The 23,798-nt window shown below is 67.5% G+C and carries 19 protein-coding genes and 1 riboswitch; of the genes, 13 read left to right on the top strand and 6 right to left on the bottom strand.

Translation table 11 applies throughout. The features are described from left to right. Positions 1-15: 15 nt before the first annotated feature. From SPI01S_RS11810 to SPI01S_RS11825, 4 genes are all read left to right on the top strand, one after another. The gene (locus tag SPI01S_RS11810) at positions 16-1,023 is read left to right on the top strand and encodes a LacI family DNA-binding transcriptional regulator (protein ID WP_066722383.1); all 1,008 of its coding nucleotides are present in this window, start codon (positions 16-18) and stop codon (positions 1,021-1,023) included. A gap of 101 nt (positions 1,024-1,124) precedes the next feature. After that, a complete protein-coding gene (locus SPI01S_RS11815) occupies positions 1,125-2,204 on the top strand; it encodes a helix-turn-helix domain-containing protein (RefSeq protein ID WP_084253425.1) in 1,080 nt (359 codons plus the stop codon). 37 nt (positions 2,205-2,241) lie between these two features. Beyond that, positions 2,242-2,763, top strand: coding sequence for an STAS domain-containing protein (locus tag SPI01S_RS23040; protein ID WP_066722387.1), 522 nt, complete (start codon positions 2,242-2,244; stop codon positions 2,761-2,763). Positions 2,764-2,917: 154 nt separating this feature from the next. Beyond that, a complete protein-coding gene (locus SPI01S_RS11825; RefSeq protein WP_066722389.1) occupies positions 2,918-4,375 on the top strand; it encodes a carbohydrate porin in 1,458 nt (485 codons plus the stop codon). A 45-nt stretch (positions 4,376-4,420) separates the two neighbouring features. On the opposite strand, the gene SPI01S_RS11830 is transcribed toward SPI01S_RS11825, so the two are convergent. From SPI01S_RS11830 to glpK, 3 genes are all read right to left on the bottom strand, one after another. Beyond that, entirely contained in the window at positions 4,421-4,906 is a 486-nt protein-coding gene (locus tag SPI01S_RS11830) for an SRPBCC domain-containing protein (protein WP_066722391.1), read from the bottom strand. Position 4,907: 1 nt separating this feature from the next. Next, entirely contained in the window at positions 4,908-5,249 is a 342-nt protein-coding gene (locus tag SPI01S_RS11835) for an ArsR/SmtB family transcription factor (RefSeq protein ID WP_066722394.1), read from the bottom strand. A 174-nt stretch (positions 5,250-5,423) separates the two neighbouring features. Continuing rightward, complete coding sequence (gene glpK / locus SPI01S_RS11840; protein ID WP_066722396.1) at positions 5,424-6,908, bottom strand: glycerol kinase GlpK; 1,485 nt, start codon at positions 6,906-6,908, stop codon at positions 5,424-5,426. A 114-nt stretch (positions 6,909-7,022) separates the two neighbouring features. On the opposite strand from glpK, the gene SPI01S_RS11845 reads away from it, so the two are divergent. The 7 genes from SPI01S_RS11845 to SPI01S_RS11875 all read left to right on the top strand — a co-directional run bounded on the left by SPI01S_RS11845 (position 7,023) and on the right by SPI01S_RS11875 (position 19,407). Continuing rightward, positions 7,023-8,549 carry a glycerol-3-phosphate dehydrogenase gene (locus SPI01S_RS11845; protein WP_084253426.1) on the top strand — a complete coding sequence of 509 codons (1,527 nt, stop codon included), beginning with the start codon at positions 7,023-7,025 and terminating at the stop codon, positions 8,547-8,549. Further along, positions 8,549-9,331, top strand: a complete 783-nt coding sequence (locus SPI01S_RS11850) for a DeoR/GlpR family DNA-binding transcription regulator (protein ID WP_066722397.1) — start codon at positions 8,549-8,551, stop codon at positions 9,329-9,331. Before SPI01S_RS11845 ends, SPI01S_RS11850 begins: the two co-directional genes overlap by 1 nt. Before the next feature lie 89 nt (positions 9,332-9,420). Then, entirely contained in the window at positions 9,421-10,677 is a 1,257-nt protein-coding gene (locus SPI01S_RS11855) for an MFS transporter (protein WP_066722398.1), read from the top strand. Then, positions 10,674-13,061: a glycoside hydrolase family 31 protein gene (locus SPI01S_RS11860; protein WP_066722400.1), complete on the top strand. Its 2,388-nt coding sequence runs from the start codon at positions 10,674-10,676 to the stop codon at positions 13,059-13,061. The genes SPI01S_RS11855 and SPI01S_RS11860 overlap by 4 nt, the downstream gene beginning before the upstream one ends. A 114-nt stretch (positions 13,062-13,175) precedes the next feature. Beyond that, entirely contained in the window at positions 13,176-15,470 is a 2,295-nt protein-coding gene (locus SPI01S_RS11865) for a TonB-dependent receptor (RefSeq protein ID WP_245653569.1), read from the top strand. A gap of 261 nt (positions 15,471-15,731) precedes the next feature. Continuing rightward, on the top strand, positions 15,732-18,035 hold the full coding sequence (locus SPI01S_RS11870; RefSeq protein ID WP_084253428.1) for a TonB-dependent receptor: 2,304 nt from the start codon (positions 15,732-15,734) through the stop codon (positions 18,033-18,035). A 58-nt stretch (positions 18,036-18,093) separates the two neighbouring features. Next, positions 18,094-19,407, top strand: a complete 1,314-nt coding sequence (locus SPI01S_RS11875; protein WP_066722402.1) for an alpha/beta hydrolase family protein — start codon at positions 18,094-18,096, stop codon at positions 19,405-19,407. Positions 19,408-19,595: 188 nt separating this feature from the next. Here SPI01S_RS11875 and SPI01S_RS11880 read toward each other — a convergent pair whose 3' ends face one another. Together SPI01S_RS11880 and SPI01S_RS11885 are read right to left on the bottom strand one after the other, a co-directional pair. Beyond that, complete coding sequence (locus tag SPI01S_RS11880; RefSeq protein WP_066722404.1) at positions 19,596-20,984, bottom strand: L-serine ammonia-lyase; 1,389 nt, start codon at positions 20,982-20,984, stop codon at positions 19,596-19,598. Between the two features lie 101 nt (positions 20,985-21,085). Beyond that, positions 21,086-21,176, bottom strand: a riboswitch (glycine riboswitch). 28 nt (positions 21,177-21,204) lie between these two features. Then, positions 21,205-21,882 carry an HAD-IA family hydrolase gene (locus tag SPI01S_RS11885; protein WP_066722606.1) on the bottom strand — a complete coding sequence of 226 codons (678 nt, stop codon included), beginning with the start codon at positions 21,880-21,882 and terminating at the stop codon, positions 21,205-21,207. Between the two features lie 84 nt (positions 21,883-21,966). Between SPI01S_RS11885 and glmU the strand changes: the two genes are divergently transcribed. Beyond that, positions 21,967-23,319: a bifunctional UDP-N-acetylglucosamine diphosphorylase/glucosamine-1-phosphate N-acetyltransferase GlmU gene (gene glmU / locus SPI01S_RS11890; RefSeq protein ID WP_084253429.1), complete on the top strand. Its 1,353-nt coding sequence runs from the start codon at positions 21,967-21,969 to the stop codon at positions 23,317-23,319. Beyond that, a complete protein-coding gene (locus SPI01S_RS11895; RefSeq protein WP_066722406.1) occupies positions 23,316-23,627 on the top strand; it encodes a hypothetical protein in 312 nt (103 codons plus the stop codon). The genes glmU and SPI01S_RS11895 overlap by 4 nt, the downstream gene beginning before the upstream one ends. Before the next feature lie 21 nt (positions 23,628-23,648). On the opposite strand, the gene SPI01S_RS23045 is transcribed toward SPI01S_RS11895, so the two are convergent. Next, entirely contained in the window at positions 23,649-23,795 is a 147-nt protein-coding gene (locus tag SPI01S_RS23045) for a hypothetical protein (protein ID WP_245653570.1), read from the bottom strand. Positions 23,796-23,798: the final 3 nt, after the last annotated feature.

The following is a 23,798-nucleotide window of genomic DNA, read 5'->3' on the forward strand; positions in this document are numbered from 1 at the left end:
GACAAGGATATCTGCATGGCTACGATTATCGAAGTCGCCGCGGCCGCGGGCGTTTCCACCGCCACGGTTTCCCGCGTGCTCAGCCAACCCGGGCGGGTGGCGGAGGCGACACGCGCCAAGGTGATGGAGGTGGTCGAGGCGCTCGATTACCGGCCCAACGTCGCGGCGCGTTCGCTGCGGACGCTGCGCGCCGCCAAGATCCTGCTGACGGTGCCGGACATCTCCAATCCCTTCTTCGCCAGCGTCATCCGCGGCGCCGAGGAAGCGGCGCGCGATGCCGGCTATGCGGTGGTGCTAGGCGACACGCGGCATGATCCCGAGGTCGAGGATCAATATGCCGAGATGCTGTCCCGGCGCGAAGTCGACGGGCTCGTCTTTCTCGGCCACCGGCTGCCCGCGAGCCTGGAGGCGCTGGTCGCGCGGCAGGGTGCCTCGGCGCCGGTCGTCAACGGCTGCGAATACAGCCCGGAAATCGGGGTGCCGAGCGTCCATATCGACAATGCGGCGGGCAGCGCCGATGCGATCGAGCACCTGGTCGAACTCGGTCACCGCGAGATCGGTGTGATCACCGGGCCGCCGATCAGCCCGATCAGCCGTGACCGCCTGGCTGGCGCGCTGCGAGCAGCGGAGCGGCACGGCCTCAAGGACCGGCTGCACCTTCGCGAGGGCGACTATGGGGCCGATTCCGCCCACCGCGCTGCCCGGACGCTGATTTCGGAGGGCGTGACCGCGCTGTTCTGCTTCAGCGACGAAATGGCGCTGGGGGCGATCAGCGCAGTGGGGGCGGCGGGGCTGTCCTGTCCCGACGATGTCTCGGTGATCGGCTTCGACGACCTGCCGCTCGCCCGATTCTTCCATCCGGCGCTGACGACCATCGCCCAGCCTAAGGGGATGATCGGACGACGCGCGGTCGAACTGCTGGTCGGCATCCTGCGCGGCTCGGAGCCCGCCGAGCGGCAACTGACGCTCGCGCATGAACTGATCCGCCGCGCCAGCACGGGCCCCGCCCCGAACACCAGGTGACACGCCGGGCGGCGGCGTTCGCTGCGCCTGCATGATATCGGGACAGACTGCGCCGAGGATCCTGTTCAAAACGCAACGCTTGCGTTACGAAAGCGGCGTACATGGGGGCAGTGCAGGAACAGCGTAACCTACGGGTCCAGGCGGAAACGTCTGGCGTGCCCTATTTCAACGTCTCCAACGCTCCCCCCGAGCTGCGCTTCGACGTTTATGCCGAGTCGGTCGATCCGATCTTCGACACGCGGCGTGAGGCGGTGGAGGGGGATTTCAGCGTCGGGCTGGACGGGTTCAACGCCGGCCCGGTGTTGATCGGCCGCTCGCGCATGTGGGGAGCGGCGTTCCGGTATGACCGCGACGTGCGCAAGGTGGCGCAGACCGGTGTCGAGGCAGTGCTGGTACAGATCATCACCCGCGGCGGCGACGTGCGGCTGCACGACGGCGAGGCGACGGTTACGCGGCCCGGCGACATCTGCATCGCCGACATGACACGCCCCTTCGCCACCCGGACCGAGGGGTGCGAGAATATCAGCATGGTCGTGCATCACGGCGCGCTGGGCCTGGACGAGCCAAAGCTGGACCGGCTGCACGGGAACGTCCTCCGGCGCGAAACGCTGGCGGCGCAGCTACTGGGCGAACATGCAAGGATGCTGGTCGAGCGGCTACCGCATGCGGGCGCTGACGATGCGCTGGCGGTCGCGCGCGCAACCGGGCTGATGATGGGCGGGTTGATCGCGCCCAGTGCCCAGGAAGGCGGGCAGCGCGCCTCGGTGGCAGTTGCCGCGCTGTTCCGGATCAAGCGGTTCATCCGGGCCAATCTTGCCCATCCGGAGCTGGGGCCGGAAATGGTCGCGCGGGCGATGGGCATGTCGCGCGCCACCCTGTACCGCGCCTTCGCGCCGCTCGGCAGCGTGGGCGACTTCATCCGGCGGCAGCGACTGGAGCGGGTGCTGACCGATCTGGGCGACCCGGCCCAGCGCGGCAAGTCGATTGCGGAGATCGCCTATGGCTGGGGCTTCGGCGACTGGTCGACCTTCTCGCGCGCCTTCAAGGCGGCGTTCGGCATCACTCCCAGCGAGGCGCGGGCGGGCGCGGGTGTAGTGCTGGGCCGGGCGAAGCACGTGGCTGGCGACGTGCTGCTGCCGCAATGGCTCCGAACCATGGACGCGCTGCGGCTGCACGGCTGAGCGGGCCTACATCGCCCGCGCCAGCGTCTGTGAGGCTGTGGAGCAGCGTGCGGGCATTGTCGTAGTCGGCACCGTCGGCGCTTTCCGCCAGTTCGACCAGCGAGGTCTGGAGCGCCACGATCAGCTCGGCGCGATCGCGCAGCCGCAGCGCCTGGTCGAGAACGTCGCGGCTGGTGTAGCGCTCGGCGAGTTCCGCCAGGAACATGTTGCACTCGCGTGTGACGGTGCGGTCCGCTTCGCAGCGGGCCTGCACGCTCAGGTCGTCGGCGTCGCCATCCTCGCGCAACGCATCGAGGTAGTGCGGCAGGCTGGCGAGCAGCCGCGCCTGTTCCCCGGGGCGGTGGTGCTGGTGATGGATCTGGAACAGCGCGCCTATATCTCCAGCGCCGGCCTTCGGGTGGTGCTGATGGCAGCCAAGCGCGCCAGGCGATCGGGTGGGCGGCTGCTGCTGTGCTGCCTGTCGCCGGCGGTACGCGAGCTGTTCGAGATCAGCGGGTTCCTCAAGATCCTCGATGTCTGCGCGGACCGCGACGAAGCCCGCGGGCGGATCGCTGCCTAACCCAAGGTAGGGGCTGCGCTGCGGGCCCAGACCCGCTTTTGATGCCGGTCCTCGCGCAGGCGGGCGTCCCTCGGGGCGCACAATGCTTGCGCCGGTGTGCAACCAAATGGCCGGCCGGCCTTTTGATGCGCCGCAATCATAAAAGGGATTCGGGATGAAGCGTGGGACTTGGCGGGCGGGGCAGGGGGCCCTGCTCGCGATCATGGTGGTGGGCGCAGCCATGCCCGCGCTGGCGCAGCAGGTCGATGTCGGCGCACCGCCGCCGCCGGCCGACGAGATCGACAAGCCCAAGCCCGATGCCACCCAGCAGGATGCCGGCTCCGGCCCGCGCGCCGATACCCAGCGCCGCGCGCGCAGCCACATGCTCCACCCGCGCGATCCCTCGCCCTCGTCGCTGGCCGGTGACACCCAGAGCGCGCCGCCGCCCGGGCTGATCGGCGACTGGCAGAAGATCCGCACGCGCCTGGGCGAACGCGGCATCGGCCTGTCGGCGCGCTATGCCTCGGAAACCGCCTACAACTTCACCGGAGGGGAGCGGGATCTGGTTGCCGAGACCGGCCAGTTCGACGTCGGTGCGCTGCTCGATCTCGACAAGCTGGTCGGCTGGAGCGGGGCGGCGCTGCAGGGAACCGTTACCTGGCGGCGCGGCATCGACCTGACCACCACCGCCGGCCTGGGCGCGCTGCAGCAGGTGCAGGAAGTCTATGGCCGCGGGCAGACGGTACGCGTTACCCAGCTGTGGCTCCAGCAGAAGCTGGGCGACAGGGTGGAGGTGAAGCTGGGCCGCACCAATCCCGGCGAGGATTTCGCGGTCTTTTCCTGCCATTTCCAGAATCTGAGCTTCTGCGGCGCGCAGCCGGGCAATCTGGCGGGGGATTACTGGTACAACTGGCCGGTCAGCCAATGGGGTGCGAACGTGCATGTCGACGTCGCTCCCGGCGTCTATGTGCAGGGCGGTGCCTATGAGGTGAACCCGCGCAACCTGGAAAGCACCTTCTTCATCGGCCATTTCAGGGGCGCGACCGGCGTGCTCGTCCCCGCCGAGATCGGCTGGACGCGCGGCGGCGACGAGGGCCGTGTCGGCTCGTACAAGCTCGGCGGCTGGGTCTCGACCGCCGATGGCGACGATCTGGTGCTCGACGTCAACCGCCAGCCGCGCGCGGTGACGGGGCTCGCGCCGCTCCAGCGCTCCAGCCGCTACGGCGTGTTCGCCAGCGTGCAGCAGCAGCTGACCGGTACCTCGAAGGACGGGCGGTCGCTGACCGGCTTCAGCATGTTCGCCAACGTGACCTTCGCGGACCGGGCGACGACGCTGACCGACAACCAGGTGTCGGTCGGCCTGTTCTACAAGGGCCTCGCGCCGAGCCTGCCGGGCGACGTGATCGGCCTGGCGGTGGCGCGGACCAACGTCAACGGCCGGATGGAGACGGCGGATCGGCTCGCGGGCAAGCCGGCGCGCGACGCCGAATATGCGGCCGAGCTCTACTACAGCGTCTCGCCGACGGAGTGGCTGGTGGTGCAGCCCAACGTGCAGTGGATTCACCAGCCCGGCGGCGTGCGGGGCGCGAAGGATGTCGGCGTGCTCGGGCTGAAGTTCGCGCTGACGTTGTGAGCCACTCCCTAGCCCCTCCTCGAACGAGGAGGGGCTTTTGGTGGGCTACGCTTCCAGCACGTCCGCCAGCTGCTCGAACTGCTCGGCAACTCCGCCTTCCATGCCGACGAACGCTTCGTCGAGCGACTCCTTCGATCCGTGGTGATCGTGGTAGGTCACCACCGTCTTGCCGTCGGCTTCCTCGAAGGTGACCGTGGTCAGCGCGCCGTCGGTGCTCTCCTCGTTGGTCCAGACGATCTTTTCGTTTGGTACCACCTCGACATAGCGGCCGAAAAACGCGTGGACCGGCCCGTCGTCGGCACCGAATTCCAGACGGTAGCTGCCGCCGGTGCGGACATCCATCTCGCAGGTGCGCAGGGCGATCGGCACGGACTTCAGCACCCACCAGCGACGGAACAGATCGGGGTTGCTCCACGCCTGGAAGACGAGCCGGGCCGGAGCGTCGAAGGTTCGCCGGACGACGAGGTCCACGTCCGAAGTTCGCTCCACGCTTGTCCGCGACGTCGCGGAATCATGCATGCTCAGGCCCATCCTACTGCTCCTTGCGTTTGAGTTCCTCTACGATGTCGTCCAGCGCGTCGAACCGCGCTTCCCACAGCTGCTGCAGCCCTTCGATCCAGGCCGCCTCCGCCATCAGCCCGCGACCGCCCAGCCGGCAGGTCCGCACCCGCCCGACCTTTTCGGTGGTGACGAGACCTGCCTGTTCGAGCACGCCGATATGCTTCTTCATGCCGGTGAGGGTCATGTCGAACGCGTCGGCCAGCGCCGAGACCGAACTTTCCGCGCGCCCCAGCCGCTCCAGTATGCCACGCCGGGTGGCATCGGAGAGCGCGGCGAACGAGGCATCCAGTGCGGCACTGCTATACTGAACCATATGGTTCAGTGTTAGGCTGAGGCGGGAGGAAAGGCAAGGGGCCAAACAACAGTTGAGCCCCTCCTCCTTGGAGGAGGGGTTGGGGGTGGAGGGATTCCAGAACGTGCGTTGGTCTGTACGAGAGACGGCCCCACTCCAACGCCTCCCCTGAAGGGGAGGGGCTAAACGTTGTGGTTACCCCAGCGTCCGCCGCAGCGCGTCATGCCAGCCGGCGAGCAGGGTGGTGCGATGCCCGGCCGCCATCGCCGGCTCGAAACAGGCCTGGCGCGACCAGATCGCCGAGAGCTCGTCCAGCCCCGACCACAGCCCCACCGCCAGCCCGGCATGGAAGGCAGCGCCGCGCGCGGTGGTCTCCAGATCGTCCGGCCGCTCCACTGCGACGTCGAGGATGTCCGCGAGGAAGCGGCAGAGCCAGTCGTTCGCCGCCATGCCGCCGTCGACGCGCAGCATCGCCGGCCGGGTACCGCCATCCTGCACCATCGCCGCAACCAGGTCGTAGGTCTGATAGGCGACCGCCTCGAGCGCGGCGCGGGCGAGATGGGCCTGGGTGGCGCTGAGCGTCAGCCCGAAGATCGCGCCGCGCGCCTCGGGATCCCAGTGCGGCGCGCCGAGGCCGACGAACGCCGGCACCATGTAGACGCCGTGATTGTCGGACACGCGCGTCGCCATGTCGTTGGTCTGGCGGGCATGGGTGATCACGCCGATGCCGTCGCGCAGCCACTTGATCGCCGCGCCCGCCACGAAGATCGAGCCCTCCAGCGCATAGGCGGTGCGACCGCCCACCCGATAGGCCGGGGTGGTCAGCATCCGGTGCTCGGACGTGACCGCCTTGTCTCCGGTGTTGAGCAGCAGGAAGCAGCCGGTGCCATAGGTCGACTTGGCGGTGCCGGGCGCGAAGCAGCATTGCCCGAACAGCGCCGCCTGCTGGTCCCCCGCCATGCCGGCGATGGGGATCGGCAGGCCGAAAAACTCGGGATCGGTCATCCCATAGACATGGGCATTGTCGTGCACCGCCGGCAGCAGCGCCATGGGGATGCCGAACAGGCGGCACAGCTCCGCATCCCATTCGCCCGTGTGGATGTTCCACAGCGAGGTGCGCGACGCATTGGTCACGTCGGTCGCGTGCACCGCGCCCTTGGTGAGCCGCCAGAGCAGGAAGCTGTCGATCGTGCCGAAGGCGAGCTCGCCGCGCTCGGCCCTTGCCCGCGCGCCCGGCACATGATCGAGGATCCAGCCGAGCTTGGTTGCCGAGAAATAGGGATCGACCAGCAGCCCGGTGCGCGCCCGCACCTCGGTTTCGACGCCCTCGGCCTTCAGATCGTGGCAGCGATCGGCGGTGCGGCGGTCCTGCCAGACGATCGCGCGGTGGATCGGCGCGCCCGTGGTGCGGTCCCACACGATCGTCGTCTCGCGCTGGTTGGTGATCCCGATCGCGGCGATGCTCGCCACGCCCACACCGCTCTTCAGCAGCGCCTCGCGCGCGGTGGTCAGCGCATCCTGCCAGATCGTCTCGGGATCATGCTCGACCCACCCCTGGTCGGGATAATGTTGTTCGAACTCCGTTTGGGCGGTGGCGACGCGTCGGCCCGCCGAATCGAAGATCACGCTGCGCGTCGAGGTGGTGCCTTGATCGATCGCGAGAATGTGATTCCGGTTCACCAACGCCCCTCCTTATGTTCGTTCGGACGCTCGTGCATTTTCGTTCGCCCGTCAACGCTTTCGGTTCTTTTCGTTTTCTGCAATAAACGAAAAATAGTGAACATGAGGCGAAGCATGGCGGCCGCAGTATCCGAGGAGCGTTTCGATCTGCTGGTGGTGGGCGGCGGCATCAACGGCGCCGGCATCGCGCGGGATGCGGCGGGGCGGGGCCTCTCGGTGCTGCTCGTCGAGAAGGAGGATCTGGCGAGCCATACCTCCTCGGCCTCGACCAAGCTGATCCATGGCGGCCTGCGCTACCTCGAATATGGCGAGTTCCGGCTGGTGCGCGAGGCGCTGATCGAGCGCGAGCGGCTGTGGGGCATGGCGCCGCACATCATCTGGCCGCTGCGCTTCGTGCTGCCGCAGACCCAGTCGCCGCGCCCGGCCTGGATGGTGCGGCTGGGGCTGTTCCTCTACGACCATCTCGGCGGGCGGAAGAAGCTGCCCGGCACGGACACGATCGATCTCGCGCGCACGCCGTTCGGGCGCGGGCTGAAGACGGCGCAGGGAAGGGCGTTCGTCTATTCGGACTGCTGGGTGGAGGACAGCCGGCTGGTGGTGCTCAACGCGGTGGACGCGGCGGAGAAGGGCGCGGACATCCGTACACGCACTGCGCTGCTCGGCGCCCGGCGTGACGGCGCCGATTGGATCGCGACGATCGCCGATGCGGTCGGCGAACGCGTCGTCCGCGCGCGGGCGCTGGTCAATGCCGCGGGCCCCTGGGTGGCGGACGTGCTGGGCCGCGTGCCCGACGTGGTCGCCGATCGCGGGCTGCGACTGGTGAAGGGCAGCCACCTCGTCGTGCCGAAGCTCTATCCCGGCGACCATGCCTTCATGCTGCAGAACCCCGATCGCCGGATCGTCTTCACCGTGCCGTATGAGGGCGCGTACACGCTGATCGGTACGACCGACGAGGTGTGGGAAGGCGCGCCGGGCAAGGCGCAGATCAGCGCCGAGGAGACGCGCTACCTGCTCGACACCGCGGCGCGCTATTTCGCCGATGCGCCGGGCGAGAGCGACGTGGTGTGGAGCTATGCCGGCATCCGACCGCTCTATGACGACAAGGCGGGCAGCGCCTCGGCGGTGACGCGCGATTACGTCCTCGATCTCGACGGCGACGCGGATCGCGCGCCGATGCTGAGCATCTTCGGCGGCAAGATCACCACCTATCGCAAGCTCGCCGAGCATGCGATGGCCGAGCTGGGGCGCTTCTTTCCGGAGGCGCGCGGCGCCTGGACGGCGGGTGCGGTGCTGCCGGGGGGCGACCTGCCGGACGGCGATTTCGATCGCTTCGTTGCCAATCTGCAGCACGCGCGGCCTTGCATGCCGGCGGACCTGCTGCGGCGCCTGGCGCGTGCTTATGGCACCCGGGTCGATGCGCTGCTCGGCAACGCGATGACGCCGTTCGACCTGGGCGGCGATCTCGGCGGCGGGCTGACGCTGCGCGAGGTGGAGTACCTGCGCACACACGAGTGGGCGATCACCGCCGAGGACATCCTTTATCGGCGCAGCAAGCTGGGGCTGCACGTGCCGGCGGGGACCGAGCAGCGACTGGCGGAGTATCTCGCGGGCGAACCCCGGCAGATGGCGCGCACGGCCTGATGGGCGAGGATCTGCCCGATCTGGTCGCGGGGCGCCATCGGCGCATCCTCGAGCTTGCCCGGCAGACCGGCAGCGTCAGTGTCGAGGCGCTCGCTGCCGCGCTGGAGGTGACGCCGCAGACGATCCGCCGCGATCTGAACCAGCTTGCCAAACAGGCGATGCTCTCGCGCGTTCACGGCGGCGCGGTGGTAACTTCGGGCGTCGACAATCTGGACCGCGAGGCGCGACGCCAGGTCGCGGCCGGCGCCAAGGCGGCGATCGGCGAGGCGGCGGCGGCGCTGGTGCCCGACGGCGCCAGCCTGTTCATCAATATCGGCACGACGACCGAGGCGATCGCCCGCGCGCTGGTGCGGCATCGGCATCTGCTGGTGGTGACCAACAACCTCAACGTGGCGGACATCCTGGGCGGCGTGCCGACCATCGAAGTGGTGGTCGTCGGCGGCCGCGTCCGCCCCAGCGACCGCGCGGTCGTCGGCGCGCTCGCGATGGACTTCCTGCGCGGATTCAAGCTCGACTATGCGCTGATCGGCGCCTCCGCGATCGACGGCGAGGGCACGCTGCTCGACTTCGACATGGACGAGGTACGCGTCTCGCAGACGATCATCGAGCAGGCGCGCACCGTGATCCTGGCAAGTGACCAGACCAAATTCGGCCGACCCGCGCCCGTGCGGATCGCGGAGATCGCGATCGTTGATCATTTGGTCACCGATCGCCTCCTACACGCAGGCATCGCTGCAGCATGCGCTGCAGGGCAGGTGCGGGTCACGGAAACCGACGGTTGATTGGTCAGGCCAATTATCGCAGGGTTGTCCAACAATGGATTTAGGGGGCGGCGGCGACGCCGATTCCAGAGAGGGGCAGTGAACGGGTTATGCGGCGTGTTCCCCATCTTCGCTGGTGGATCGTCGGGCTGATCTGCGCCGGCACCATCGCCAATTATCTCGCCCGCAATTCGCTCGGCGTGCTTGCGCCCGAGCTGACCAAAGTGATGCACATGACGACGGAGCAATACAGCTTCGTTGTCGCCGGCTTCCAGCTTGCCTACACCGTGATGCAGCCCATCGCCGGGATGATCGTCGATCACATCGGCCTGCGCGCCGGGTTCGCGCTGTTCGGTGTCGCGTGGTCGGTCGCCAACATGCTCCATGCATTTGCGGCGGGGTGGCTGGGGCTGATGTTCTTCCGCGGCCTGCTCGGCACGTTCGAATCCGCCGCCATCCCCTCGGGCATCAAGGCGATCGCCGAGTGGTTTCCTGCGCGCGAGCGATCGGTTGCCGTCGGCTGGTTCAACGCCGGCACTTCGCTGGGCGCGCTGCTGGCACCGCCCGTGGTGGCGATCGTCATGCTCTACACCGACTGGCGGATGGCGTTCGTGGTGACGGGCGCGGTCGGGCTGCTCTGGTCGCTCGCCTGGTGGATCTTCTACCGCAGCCCTGGCGACCATCCGGCCATCACCGACAAGGAACGTGCGCTGATCGCCGAGGGGCGGCCCAAGCCGCTCGCGCGACGTGCCACCGCGCGCGAGATCCTGACGACCCGCCGCTTCTGGGTCATCGCGGTGCCGCGATTCCTCGCCGAGCCCGCCTGGCAAACCTTCAGCTTCTGGATCCCGATCTATCTGGCGAAGGAGCGGGGCATGGACATCAAGCAGATTGCGCTGTTCGCCTGGCTGCCCTTCCTTGCCGCGGATCTGGGCGGCGTGCTCAGCGGCTATTTCTCGCCCTTCCTCGTCAAGCATTTCCGCCTGCCGCTGATTACCTCGCGCGTCACCGGGGTCGCGATCGCGGCGGTGCTGATGATCGCGCCCGGCTGCATCGGGCTGGTGACCAGCCCCTATATGGCGATCGCGCTGTTCTGCGTCGGCGGGTTCGCGCACCAGGTGATCTCGGTGCTGATCAATACCCTGTCCGCCGACGTGTTCACTGCCGAGGAAGTGGGCGTCGCCAACGGCTTTGTCGGCCAGGCCGGCTGGACGGGCGGCCTGCTCTTCTCGCTGCTGATCGGGCGACTGGCCGACACGGTGGGCTTCGCGCCGCTGTTCGGCATGCTTTCCGTCTTCGACATCCTCGGCGCGATCGTGCTGATCGCCGGCCTGCGCCACCTTCGCCTTCCGGAGCCTGTGAAATGAGACGCGCCACGCTTTCCAATCCCCCGCGCTTCACGGTTGCAGGCGAAGGTCAGGGACGGATCACGCTGGAATCCGATACCGGTGCCGTCGCGCATCTGTTCGTGCTCGAGCAGGACCTGGTGCGCATGCTGCTGCTGGCGAACGGTACGGTGACCAGCCCGCCGAGCTGGGCGATCGCGCCGGGCCAGGAAGACATCGCCGAGCCGGGGCGCGACCGGATGGACGTGTCCGGTTTTACCTGCCCGACCTATCGGCTGTCCCACGATGCCGAGCAACTGGTGCTGGAAACCGATCGCATCCGCCTCACCGCGCGGCTGCACGGCCTGCACTGCCGATGGGAGCAGCGCGACGGCGATGCCTGGGTGCCGATGGCCGAGGACCGCCCGACCCATGCCTATGATTTCGGCTGGTGGGACGGCAAGGCGCACCATTATGTCGCGCGCCGTCCGGGCGAGCGCTTCTACGGCCTGGGGGATCGCACCGGCGATGCCAACCGCGCCGGCCGCAGCTTCCGTCTGACCAATCTCGATCCGATGGGCTATGACGCGGAGACCAGCGATCCGCAGTACAAGTCGATTCCCTATGTGCTGGTGGCGGACGAGGCCGGGCGCTGCCACGGCGCCTTCTACGACACGGTAGCCGAGGTCGCGTTCGATTTCGGGCGCGAGCTCGACAACTACCACGGCTTCTACCGCCACATGGTCGCCGAGCATGGCGATGTCGACCTGTGGATGATCGCCGGTCCCGATCCGCTGGCGGTGACGCGGCGCTTCACCTGGCTGACCGGCCGCCCGGCGCTGATGCCGCGCTGGTCGCTCGGCTATTCGGGCTCGACGATGACGTACACCGACGCGCCCGACGCGGCGGTGCAGATGGCCGGGTTCCTGGAGAAGCTGGCCGAACACGACATCGGCTGCACCTCGTTCCACCTCTCCTCGGGCTATACCTCGATCGGCGACAAGCGGTACGTGTTCCACTGGAACCGCGACAAGTTCCCCGACCCGAAGGCCTTCGTATCGAGCTATGCGGAGGCGGGGGTCGAGCTGGTGCCCAACATCAAGCCCGCGCTGCTCCGCAGCCACCCGCGCTACGACGAGGTCGCCGCTGCGGGGTATTTCGTCGCGGACGCGGATGGCCAGCCGATCGAGGCGCAGTTCTGGGACGAGGTTGGCAGCTATATCGACTTCACCAACCCGCAGGCTGCCGCCTGGTGGCGCGGGCAGGTGAAATCGGCGCTGCTCGACCAGGGCATCCGCTCGACCTGGAACGACAACAACGAATATGAGGTGTGGGACGCCCGCGCCCGCTTCGCCGGTTTCGGTACTTCGGTGCCCGCCGAGGCGATGCGGCCGGTGCAGCCTCTCTTGATGATGCGCGCCTCGCGCCGCGCGCAGATCGAGGCGCGGCCGGACGAACTTCCCTACGTCGTCACCCGCGCCGGCATGGCGGGCCTGCAGCGCTACGCCCAGACCTGGACCGGCGACAACCGGACCGAATGGAAGACGCTGCGCTACAATGCGCGGATGGCGATCGGCCTGGCGCTTTCGGGCGTTTCCAACAGCGGGCACGACGTGGGCGGGTTCGCCGGCCCGGCGCCGGATGCCGAGCTGCTGGTGCGCTGGGTGCAGGCGGGCGTGCTGATGCCGCGGTTCAGCATCCACAGCTGGAACGACGATCGCAGCGTCAACGAGCCCTGGATGTACCCGGAGGCACTACCCGCGATCCGCGCGCTGATGCGGCTGCGCCAGCGGCTCGTGCCGTTCTTCTACGACCTGCTGCACCGCTATCACTCCGACTACATGCCGATGGTACTGCCGACCTGGGCAGTGTTTCCCCACGACCCGCAATGCTGGGCCGAAAGCGACGAGCATCTGCTCGGCACCGATCTGCTCGCTGCACCGGTGGTGGAGCAGGGCGCGACCGAGCGGCGGCTCTATCTCCCGGCTGGGGCGGACTGGACCCATGTGTGGACCGGCGAGATATTCACCGGCGGTGCGTGGGTGACCGTTGCCGCCCCGCTGGACGGCCCACCTCCGCTGTTCGCGCGGACCGGTTCGGCAATGCTGGTGGATCTGGCGGAGGGCGGCTGGCGCCCGGGTGCCCCCCGTCACGGCCTGTGGATGTTCCCGCCGCGCGAAGGCACGTTCACCTTCGAAGCCATTGAGGCTGCCGGGGATGCGCGCGGCGAGGTGATGCGCTGGCAGGTGCACGGCACGGCGCAACGCGATGAAATCCTGGTGCGCGTGGAACCAAAAGGAAATCAATTGGACTCCAAAGATATATCCTTTTTAATACCAAAGAACGAGCGTCGGAAGGTCGAGTTCGAAGGCGGCCAAGTGTTCAGTGTTGCGCCGCAGCAACATATCAGTGGAATTGCGGAGTAAGAAAACGATTGCATACCGTGTTTCCCCGATATTTCTCGGAGTCTCGCGGAACCTATTGTCGGACTGTCTAAAAAAGAGCTGCGGGTAGAACCCTGCCGGACAAGGGGAGTATAAATGAGAGGTTACCAAGCATCGGTCGCGCATGTTGCGCTGGTTGCAGCCTGCATGGCGGGCAGTGCCCATGCGCAGGCCCAGACGGTCGACACCCCTGCTACGGCCGCGATCGCTGTCGGCGCCGCCGCGGCCCAGTCGGCCGGCGCAGCGCCGCAGGACGATGGCGAGATCATCGTCACCACGACCGCGCAGAAGCGCTTCGAAAACATCCAGAACGTACCGCTCGCAGTGCAGGTGGTGACGCCCGCACAGCTCGAAGCGCAGGGCGTCCGCAACTTCCAGGATCTCGGCAAGGTCGCCCCGTCGCTCACCATTCGCCCGGCCGAGCACCCGGTCAACGCCAACGTGTCGCTGCGTGGTGTCGGCACCTTCGCCTTCGGCATCGGCGTGGAATCGAGCGTTGCCGTGACGGTGGACGGCGCGGCGCTGGCGTTCCAGGCGCGTGCCTTCACCGATCTGCCCGACGTGGCCATGATCGAGGTGCTGCGCGGGCCGCAGAGCACGCTGTACGGCAAGGCCGCCTCGGCCGGCCTCATCAAGATCATGACCACGCAGCCGACCAACGACTTCCACGTCAAGGCAAATGCGACGGTAACCGACGACAACGAATATGGCGCCAACTTCAGCGTCAGCGGCCCGCTGAACGAGAAGCTGGGCTATGTCTTCTCGGCGAGCTATTCGAACTGGGACGGCAATGTCCGCAACCTGTTCAATGGCGAGAAGGTCAATGGTCGCGAGACGCTGAACACACGTGGCAAGCTGAAGTGGAAGGCCACGCCGGACGTGACCTTCACGCTTTCGGGCAATTACCTGAACGGCAACACCAGTGTCGGCCGTCCGTTCATCCGCGTGGCGCCGACGGCAGCCCTGCGCGGCAATGGCAGCCAGACCACCAATGTGGTGCTCCCTGGCGTGGTGATCGGCCCGGACAACCAGACCGTCAGCACCGACTATAACTCTCGGACGAAGTACTGGGGCTATGGCGGCCTGCTGCGCACCGACATCAACATCGGCAAGCTGCAGCTGCTGGGCCTGACCAGTTATGACCGGTTCCGCCTGGACGACTATCTCGACCACGACGACACGTCGTCGACGACGATCAAGAACCTTCAGATCGGCGCGTTCAAGTCCAAGCTTTTCACGCAGGAAATCCGCCTGCTGTCGCCGGGCACCGACGCGTTCCGCTATGCACTCGGCGTCTATTACGCCGACACGCGGTTCCAGCGCCCGTTCGCGCGCGGTCCGGTCTATTCCGTCGCCGACTGGTTCGCCACGTCGCGTTCGCGCCAGATCGCGGCGTTCGGCCAGATCGACTGGGAGTTCATCAAGAACCTCACCGCGACCGTCGGCGGCCGCGCACAGAACGAGCGCGTGCAATATACCTTCCGCGACAATGTGCCGGCCACGCGGGGCAGCTGGTCGGGGCACGCCAACGACAATGCAACGACCTACCGCCTCGGCCTGAACTATCAGGCGACGCGCGACATCATGTTCTTTGGCAGCTATGCCACCGGCTACAAGGGCCAGACCTACGATCTCACCACGGGCTTCAATCAGAACCGCGCCAATGCGGGGCCGATCAAGCCGGAGACGTCGAAGGACAAGGAGTTCGGTATCCGCACCCAGTTCTTCGATCGCCACATGACCTTCAATGTCACTTATTTCGATACCAACTACACCAATCTACAGGCGCAGACGATCGAAACGCTGGACGGTGTCCAGAATTTCCGCCTCACCAATGTCGGCGGCCTCAACACCAAGGGGCTGGAATTCGAGACGGCGGCGCGGATCACCCGGGACCTGACGATCAGCGGATCGGCTACCTACCTCGACGCGACCTATACCTCTTATGCCAAGGCACAATGCTATCCGCGGCAGACGCCGGCAACGGGCTGCATCGCGGGCCCGCCGAATTATCAGGTGCTGACCGGTACGCGCGCGGTGCAGTCGCCGGAGTGGAAGGCCTCGGCCAGCATCGAGTACGCTCCGGCGATCACGGAGAAGCTGAACGGCGTTGTGCAGGGCAGCTGGCAGTACCAGTCCAGCGTCTATTATGCGGCGCGCGATCCGGAGCAGTTCCAACCTGCGTTCAGCATCTTCAACGCCAGCATGGGCGTGCGGGACCACCGCCGTCGCTGGGACGCGTCGGTGTTCGTCAGCAACCTGTTCGACAAGCAATATTACCCGTCGCTGGTCAACTCGGCGGGCAACTGGGGCAATCAGCTTGCGACCCAAGTGATCCTGCCGCGCGATTTCCGTCGCTATGGCGGCATCCGGTTCGGCATAAACTACTGAGCCCGACGGCCTGGCAATGCAGAGAAGGGCGGGAGCGATGCTTCCGCCCTTTTTTTACAGGGTAATACAAACGTTTGCCGTCCTGTGTCTTCCGCGTCACACCACGCGCCTTTCGTGGGAAATGCTTCCGATAATTCTCAAGCAAATTTGGGAATTCTCCAATTGGTCCTACAATTCTGAGGACAAACCGACTGGTGGCCAAAGAGTATACCAGCGGGAGGAGAGGAAGGATGAAGTTTACCTTCCAAAGGGGCATGATTGATGAGGGGTTACCAGTTTCCGCTGTGCACGCTTGCGCTTGCCGCATCGTTTCTCGGCAGCGCAGCGCACGCGAACGCCGCGGAAGAGCATCGTGATGCGGCGGCGGCGCCGGCACAGGCCGCCCAGCCGGTGAAGGACGATGGCGAGATCATCGTCACCACCACCGCGCAGAAGCGCTTCGAGAACATCCAGAACGTGCCCCTCGCGGTGCAGGTCGTCACGCCCGCCGCGCTCGAGGCGCAGGGCGTCCGCCACTTCCAGGATCTCGGCAAGGTCGCACCGTCGCTGACGATCCGTACGGCCGAGAACCCCGTCAACTCCAACGTGTCGCTGCGCGGCGTCGGCACCTATGCCTTCGGCATCGGCGTCGAATCCTCGGTGGCGGTCACCGTCGACGGCGTGCCGCTGGCCTTCCAGGCGCGCGCCTTCACCGATCTGCCCGACGTGGCGATGATCGAGGTGCTGCGCGGGCCGCAGAGCACGCTGTACGGCAAGGCGGCCTCGGCCGGCCTGATCAAGATCATGACGACGCAGCCGACCAACGACTTCCACGTCAAGGCCAACCTGCTCGCCACCGACGACAGCGAATATGGCGGCAATTTCAGCGTCACCGGTCCGATCAGCGAGACGCTCGGCTACGTCTTCTCGGCCAGCTATTCGAACTGGGGCGGCAATGTCCGCAACGTGACCAACGGCAAGGACGTCAACGGCCGCGAAACGCTGAGCACCCGCGGCAAGCTCAAGTTGAAGGCGACGCCCGACGTCGTGTTCACCGCCTCGGCAAACTATCTGAACGGCAACACCACGGTCGGCCGCCCGTTCATCCGGATGGCGCCGGGCGCGCTGCTCCGCCGCCAGCCGGGCCTGACGGCCGATGTCGTGCTGCCGGGCATCACCATCGACCCGCTGAACCAGAAGGTCGCCAACAACGATCGCGCCGGCACCAAATATTGGGGCTGGGGCACGATGCTGCGCACCGACATCAACATCGGCAAGATGCAGCTGCTGGGCCTGACCTCGTACGACAAGTTCCGCATGGACGACTATATCGACCATGACGACACGGCCGCACCGGGCAGCTTCGGCCGCAACATCCAGGTCGGCGCGTTCAAGTCTCGCCTGTTCACCCAGGAAATCCGCCTGCTGTCGCCGGGCACCGACGCGTTCCGCTACGCCCTGGGCCTCTACTATGCCAACACCGGCTTCCAGCGGCCGTTCAAGCGCGGTCCGGTCTTCTCGAACGCCGATTGGTTCGCCACCTCGGGATCGCGCCAGATTGCCGCGTTCGGCCAGATCGATTGGGAGTTCGTCAAGAACCTGACCGCCACCGTCGGCGGCCGCGCGCAGAACGAGCGCGTGAAATATACCTTCCGTGACAACAACCTCGCCGTTCCTACCAGCTGGGCCGGCCATGCGAGCGACAACGCCACCACCTACCGCCTGGGCCTGCAATATCAGGCGACGCGGGACGTGATGTTCTTCGGTAGCTACGCGACCGGCTACAAGGGCCAGACCTACGATCTGACCACCAACTTCAACCAGGCCCGCGCCAATGCCGGCCCGATCCGTCCGGAGACGTCGAAGGACAAGGAATTCGGTGTCCGCACCCAGTTCTTCGGGCGTCGCATGACCTTCAACGTCACCTATTTCGATACCAACTACAAGGACCTGCAGGCGCAGTCGATCGAGACGGTCAACGGCACCAGCAACTACCGCCTGACCAATGTCGGCGGCCTCAATACCAAGGGTCTGGAATTCGAAAGCGCGGCGCGCGTTACCCGTGACCTGACGATCAGCGGTGCGGCGACCTATCTCGATGCCACCTATACCTCGTTCCCGACCGCGCAATGCTATCCGCTGCAGACCCAGGCGCAGGGCTGCAATCCGGGGACGCCGGCGTTCCAGAACCTCACCGGCACGCGCGCCATCCAGGCGCCGGAATGGAAGAGCACCGCGAGCATCGAATATGCGCCCGCGCTGACCGAGAAGCTGACCGGCGTGTTCCAGGGCAGCTGGCAGTACCAGTCGAGCGTCTACTATGTGGCGCACGATCCGGAAACCTTCCAGCAGGCCTACAGCATCTTCAACGCAAGCGTCGGGGTGCGCGATCACAAGCGCCGTTGGGAAGCGACGCTGTTCGTCAACAACCTGTTCGACAAGCAGTATTTCCAGTCGCTGGTGAACACGTCGTCGAACTTCAACGCCATCGCTGATGCCACCTCACCCACGGTCATCGCCACCCAGGCGCTGCTGCCGCGTGATTTCCGCCGCTATGCGGGTATCCGCTTCGGCCTGAATTACTGATACACCCCGATGTCGGGGCGGATGCACGGCGTCCGCCCCGACATCGGGAGGGTTCAGAATGACCGGCAGAAACTGGATCGCGGCCGCCATCGGTGCAGCCGCGATCTTTTCGTTTGGAGAAGGGCGCGCGCAGCAGGCGCCGGCAAGCCCCAGCATCGACGCGCCGGAACTGGCGTCGCTGGGCAGCTATGGGATCGGCGTCGCCGATCTGGACTTTATCGACAAAGGCCGCGCTGATCCGCTCCAGGGTGCCGACGCACCGGCGATCGTCGATCGGCACGTGCCCATCAAGCTCTGGTATCCCGCGGCGGCCAAGGGGCCGGGCACGCGCTACCGCACCGGCCTCCCGGGTGAGAAGGGCAGCGACGTTCCCTTCGAGGTACCGGGGCTCGCCACGCCCGGCGCCGCCGCGGCCAAGGGGCGGTTTCCGCTGGTGATCCTCGCGCACGGCTATAGCAACACGCCCGAGGTGCTTTCGTGGCTGGGCGAGAACCTGGCGAGCAAGGGCTATGTGGTGGTCGCGCCCGCCTTCCGGGATCCGCCGATCACCATCCGTACCCCCGCCGCGCGCGCCGGCCCGCTGGCCAGCCGCCCGCTCGATATCGCCTTCGTCGCCGCCGAGGCGCAGCGGCGCGCGCGGGGCGGGCAGGGGGTGTTCGCCGCGGCCGATGCGGGGCGGACCGCGCTGATCGGCTATTCGATGGGTGGCTATGGCGTCCTCACCGCAGCCGGCGCGCCGCTCGATCCGGCCGTGGCGACAGCGACGCGCGGCGTGCTCGCGCCCTTTGTCGCGGGTGGCCCCAGGGCAGGCGCGCTCAAGGTCGCGGACCTCAAGGCGGTGGTGGCGATCTCGCCGGCAAGCAACCTCTACGGCACGCCGCTCTGGGCCGCGCAGGGCGTGGCCGCGATCCGTGCGCCGACGCTGTTCATCGTCGGCAGCCAGGACCATGTCGTCGGCTATGATCCCGGCGTGCGCACCCTGTTCAACCAGGAAGTCCATGCGCCGCGCTACCTGCTCACCTTCCGCGAGGCGGCGCACAGCATCGCGCTGATCGGCGCGCCGCCGGCGATGCGCGACAGCTTCTGGGACCTGGACTGGTTCGAGGACGCGGTGTGGCGCAAGGACCGGCTGATGGCGGTGCAGGCGCACTTCATCACCGCCTTCCTCGACCGCTATGTGAAGGGCGAGGAAGCCAAGGCGTCGTATCTCGACGGCCTGGTGCCCAACGCCAATGAGGGCAAATGGCCCGGCGCGCCGGGCGGGCGCTATGCGGGGTTCAGCCCCGGCGCACCCGCCTCGACCATCTGGAAGGGGTTCCAGCCAAGCCGCGTCTCGGGGATGAACTTCGAGTTCAAGCCCGCCCAGCCTTGAGGTCCGGTGCGAGGGCGGACCGGCTTCCCGACCTCCCCAACCTTCCCATCGTCATCCCCGCGAAGGCGGGGATCCATTGGCGCTGATGCCGCGGTTCCTTCCCCCAGCGCCCAGGGCAATGGATCCCCGCCTTCGCGGGGATGACGCGTATGTGCGGAAAGCGCTGAAACCCGATTCGGGCCGGCAGCTCAGCATTCGACGACGTTGACCGCCAGTCCGCCGAGGCTCGTCTCCTTGTACTTGGAGCGCATGTCGAGGCCGGTCTGGCGCATCGTCTCGATCACCGCGTCGAGCGACACCTTGTGCGTGCCGTCGCCGTGGAGCGCGAGCATCGCCGCGTTGATCGCCTTCACTGCGCCCATCGTGTTGCGCTCGATGCAGGGGATCTGCACCAGCCCGCCGATCGGATCGCAGGTGAGGCCGAGATTATGCTCCATGCCGATCTCGGCTGCATTCTCGATCTGCGCGTTGCTGCCGCCGAGCGCCGCAGCGAGCCCGGCCGCGGCCATCGAGCAGGCGACGCCCACTTCGCCCTGGCAGCCCATCTCGGCCGCCGAGATGGAGGCCTGGCGCTTGTAGAGGATGCCGATCGCGGCGGCGGTGAGCAGCAGCCGGCGCGCACCGTCCTTGGTCGCGGCGCCGACGAAGCATTCGTAGTAGCGCAGCACCGCCGGGATCACCCCCGCCGCGCCGTTGGTCGGCGCGGTGACGACGCGGCCGCCCGCGGCATTCTCCTCGTTCACCGCCAGCGCCCACAGGCTCACCCATTCGAGCACCGAGGCCGGCTCCACGCGGGGACCGCGTGCGACGAGCTTCTGGTGGAGTTTGCGCGCGCGGCGGGGGACGTCGAGGCCGCCGGGCAGAATGCCGTCCTGCACCATGCCGCGATCCATGCACGCGTTCATCGCGGCGTGGATGCCGTCGACGAACGCCAGCGTCTCGCCATCCGCGCGCCAGCCGCGTTCGTTGGCGAGCATCAGCCCGGCGATGTCGAGCCCGAGCTCGTCGCAGCGCTCCAGCATCTCGCGCGCGCTGGCGAAGGGGTGGTTGGTGCCGGCGGACAGGCCTGCCGCCGCTTCCTCGCCTTCGCGCCGGATCGCGCCGCCGCCGACCGAATAATAGGTCCGCTCCAGCACCGCGCCGTCGACCAGCGTGGCGCGCAGCTTCATGCCGTTGGGGTGGCCGGGGAGGAACTGGCGCTTGCGGAACTTGAGGTCGGCCTCGGGATCGAACTGGACCGATGCAGACCCGCCCAGCAGGATGCGGCGCGCATCGGCGATGGCGGCCAGCATCGGCTCGACGGTATCGGGATCGACGCCCTCGGGCCGCTCGCCCGCCAGCCCCAACACCACCGCGCGATCGGTCGCATGGCCCTTGCCGGTCAGCGCCAGCGATCCGAACAGCTCGCAGCACAGCCTGGTGACGGCACGGCCATCGGCGACCACCCAGAGCGCGAAGTCGCGCGCGGCGCGCATCGGCCCCACGGTGTGCGAGCTCGACGGCCCGATGCCGATCGTGAAAACGTCCTGAATACTGATCGGCCCTGCATTCGGCCCGACGCCTTTGGCACTCGCCACGGAACCCTGCTCCTCACTACGCGGTTGCGGGCCCCTTCTGTCGGTTTGCCTGAGATCGCTATCCCGTCGGCGGGCGCTCCAGGCGCCACTCTCCAGAATGTGGTGGCCGGAAGGTCCTTTTGCCTGAGAGTTTCCGGGGCGGTTGCTCCTTCGGCGATCCGGTTTCCCGGATTCTCTCCCTTTCCGACATCTTGTGTTTCGCGCGGGGTGGCAGGCGCTGTCAAACCCTGATTGGGCGAAGTGCCGCCAGCGCGGGGAGCAGCTCGGCGTAGGAATCGATCACCGCCTCGGCGCCGAGCGTGGCAACCGGCACGGCCGAGAAGCCGAAGCTGCACGCGATCACCGGCACGCCCGCCGCCTGCGCCGCCTGCACGTCGTAGATCGAATCGCCGACGAACGCCGCCGGGCCGCCGCAACGCCGCAGCATCTCCAGGATCGGCGCGGGCGAGGGCTTGGCGGTGCCGGGGCCGAGCGTGTCGCCGCCGATCACGCAGGCGAAACGCGGGAGCAGGCCGGTCGCTTCCAAGAGCGGCAGGGTGAGCGCCTCGGGCTTGTTGGTGACCACCGCAAGCGTGACGCCGCGCGCCGCCAGCGCATCGAGCGCCTCGATCAGCCCCGGATAGGGGCGGCTGTGGTCGGCGATGTGCGCGGCATAGGTCTGGACGAAGCGGGGATGGAGCCGCTCCACCACCTGCCCATCGCCGCCGCCGGTCGCCGCCACGGCCTGTTCCAGCAGCGCGCGCACGCCCCGGCCGACCATCCGCAGTACCCGGTCGAGCGGCAGGGTCTGCCGGCCATCTTCCGCCAGCACGCGGTTGAGCGTGGCGGCGAGGTCGCCGCTGGTATCGAGCAGCGTGCCGTCGAGATCGAAGCCGATGGTGGCGAAGGGCAGGGACATGGCCGGCCGCATGGCAGCATCGCGCTGGAAAAGCCATCGGCAGCGTGGCAGGGGTTGCACCCCATTTGACCGGAGACTGGCCACGTGACTGCACCCATCGCCGCGATCATCCTCGCCGCCGGCAAGGGCACGCGGATGAAATCCGATACCCACAAGGTGCTCCATCCGATCGCGGGGCGGCCGATGTTGCTCCACCTGATCGACAGCGTGAAGGCGCTGGGCGCCGCGCGCGAGGTCGTGGTGGTCGGCGCGGGCCGCGAGCAGGTCGAGGCTGCGGTGACGCCGCTGGGGGCGGAGACGGCGCACCAGGCCGAGCAGCTCGGCACCGGCCATGCGGTGCTGCAGGCGAAGGCGGCGCTGGCCGGCTTCGAGGGTGACGTGCTGATCCTCTATGGCGACGTGCCGCTGGTCACCACCGCGACGATGCAGCGGATGGTCGCGCGGTTGCATGGCGCGGACGCGCCCGCCGTGGTCGTGCTGGGCTTCCGCCCCGCCGATCCGGGTGCCTATGGCCGGCTGATCGTCGAGAGCGGCGATCGCCTGTCGAAGATCGTCGAGTATAAGGACGCCACGCCGGAGGAGCGCGCGGTGACCCTGTGCAATTCGGGGCTGATGGCGGTGCGCGGCGCCGATCTGTTCGCGCTGCTCGAGCGGGTGACCAGCGACAACGCAGCGGGCGAATATTACCTCACCGACATCGTCGAGCTGGCGAACGGCGACGGCCGGGTCGCCGCCGTGATCGAGACCGGCGCCACCGAAGTCACCGGCGTCAACAGCCGCGGCGAGCTGGCGGCGCTGGAGGCGGAATGGCAGCAGGCCCGGCGCGCCCGCGCGATGGTGGAGGGGGCGACCCTGATCGCGCCGGAAACGGTGTGGTTCGCCCATGACACGCAGATCGGCCGCGACGTGACGATCGAGCCCAACGTGGTGTTCGGCCCCGGCGTCTCCGTGGCGGACGGCGTGGTGCTGCGCGCGTTCAGCCATATCGAGGGCGCGACCATCGCCAGCGGCGCGACCGTCGGCCCCTATGCCCGGCTGCGGCCCGGCGCGGTGCTGGAGGCGGACAGCCATGTCGGCAATTTCGTCGAGCTGAAGAACGCGGTGCTGGGCCGCGGCGCCAAGGCCAACCACCTCACCTATCTGGGCGATGCCAGTATCGGCGCCGGCGCGAACATCGGCGCGGGCACGATCACCTGCAATTACAACGGCTATCTCAAGCAGAAGACGGTGATCGGCGAAGGCGCGTTCATCGGATCGAACAGCGCGCTGGTCGCCCCCGTGACGATCGGCGCCGGCGCGATCATCGGCGCGGGATCGGTGATCACCCGCGACGTGGAGGCCGATGCGCTCGCCGTCACCCGGCCGGAAACATTGAAGAAGCAGGGCTGGGCCACGACCTTCCGTGCGACCATGAAGGCACGAAAGGCCGCCAGATGACCGATCGCTACACCGACAAGCCGTTCCTCAAGCTGCTCGACTGCTATGTGCTCGACGCGATCGGCCATCTCCCGCCCGATGCGGATGCGGAGCTGACATCGATCGAGCCGCACCTGCACCGTCTGTTCGAAGCCGAGGGCCCCTGGCGCGGCATCGTCGAGGACAAGCTGGGGTTCCAGGACGGGATGCAGGGCGCCATCCTCGAAGTGTGGCAGAACGGGCGGCAGAAGTTCGTCGAGGCGCAGGGGCACGAGCCCGATCCCGGCGAGTTCACCCGGATCTTCATCGACACCAATTTTCCGCACTGAGGCGGGCGGTGCCGGCTGCCGCTACCGCGCGGCGGCCGGGCGCAACTGCGCGGAATCGAGGTGCCAGCGCAACTGGGACGCGGACGCGCCGTCGACATCGTTGACCCGGCGCACGGTGTAGGTGCCGGTGAAACGCTGGGCGGTGCCGTCGTCCAGGGTCGCTTCCACCGT

Source organism: Sphingomonas pituitosa NBRC 102491 (assembly GCF_001598435.1).
GTDB classification, from domain to species: domain Bacteria; phylum Pseudomonadota; class Alphaproteobacteria; order Sphingomonadales; family Sphingomonadaceae; genus Sphingomonas; species Sphingomonas pituitosa.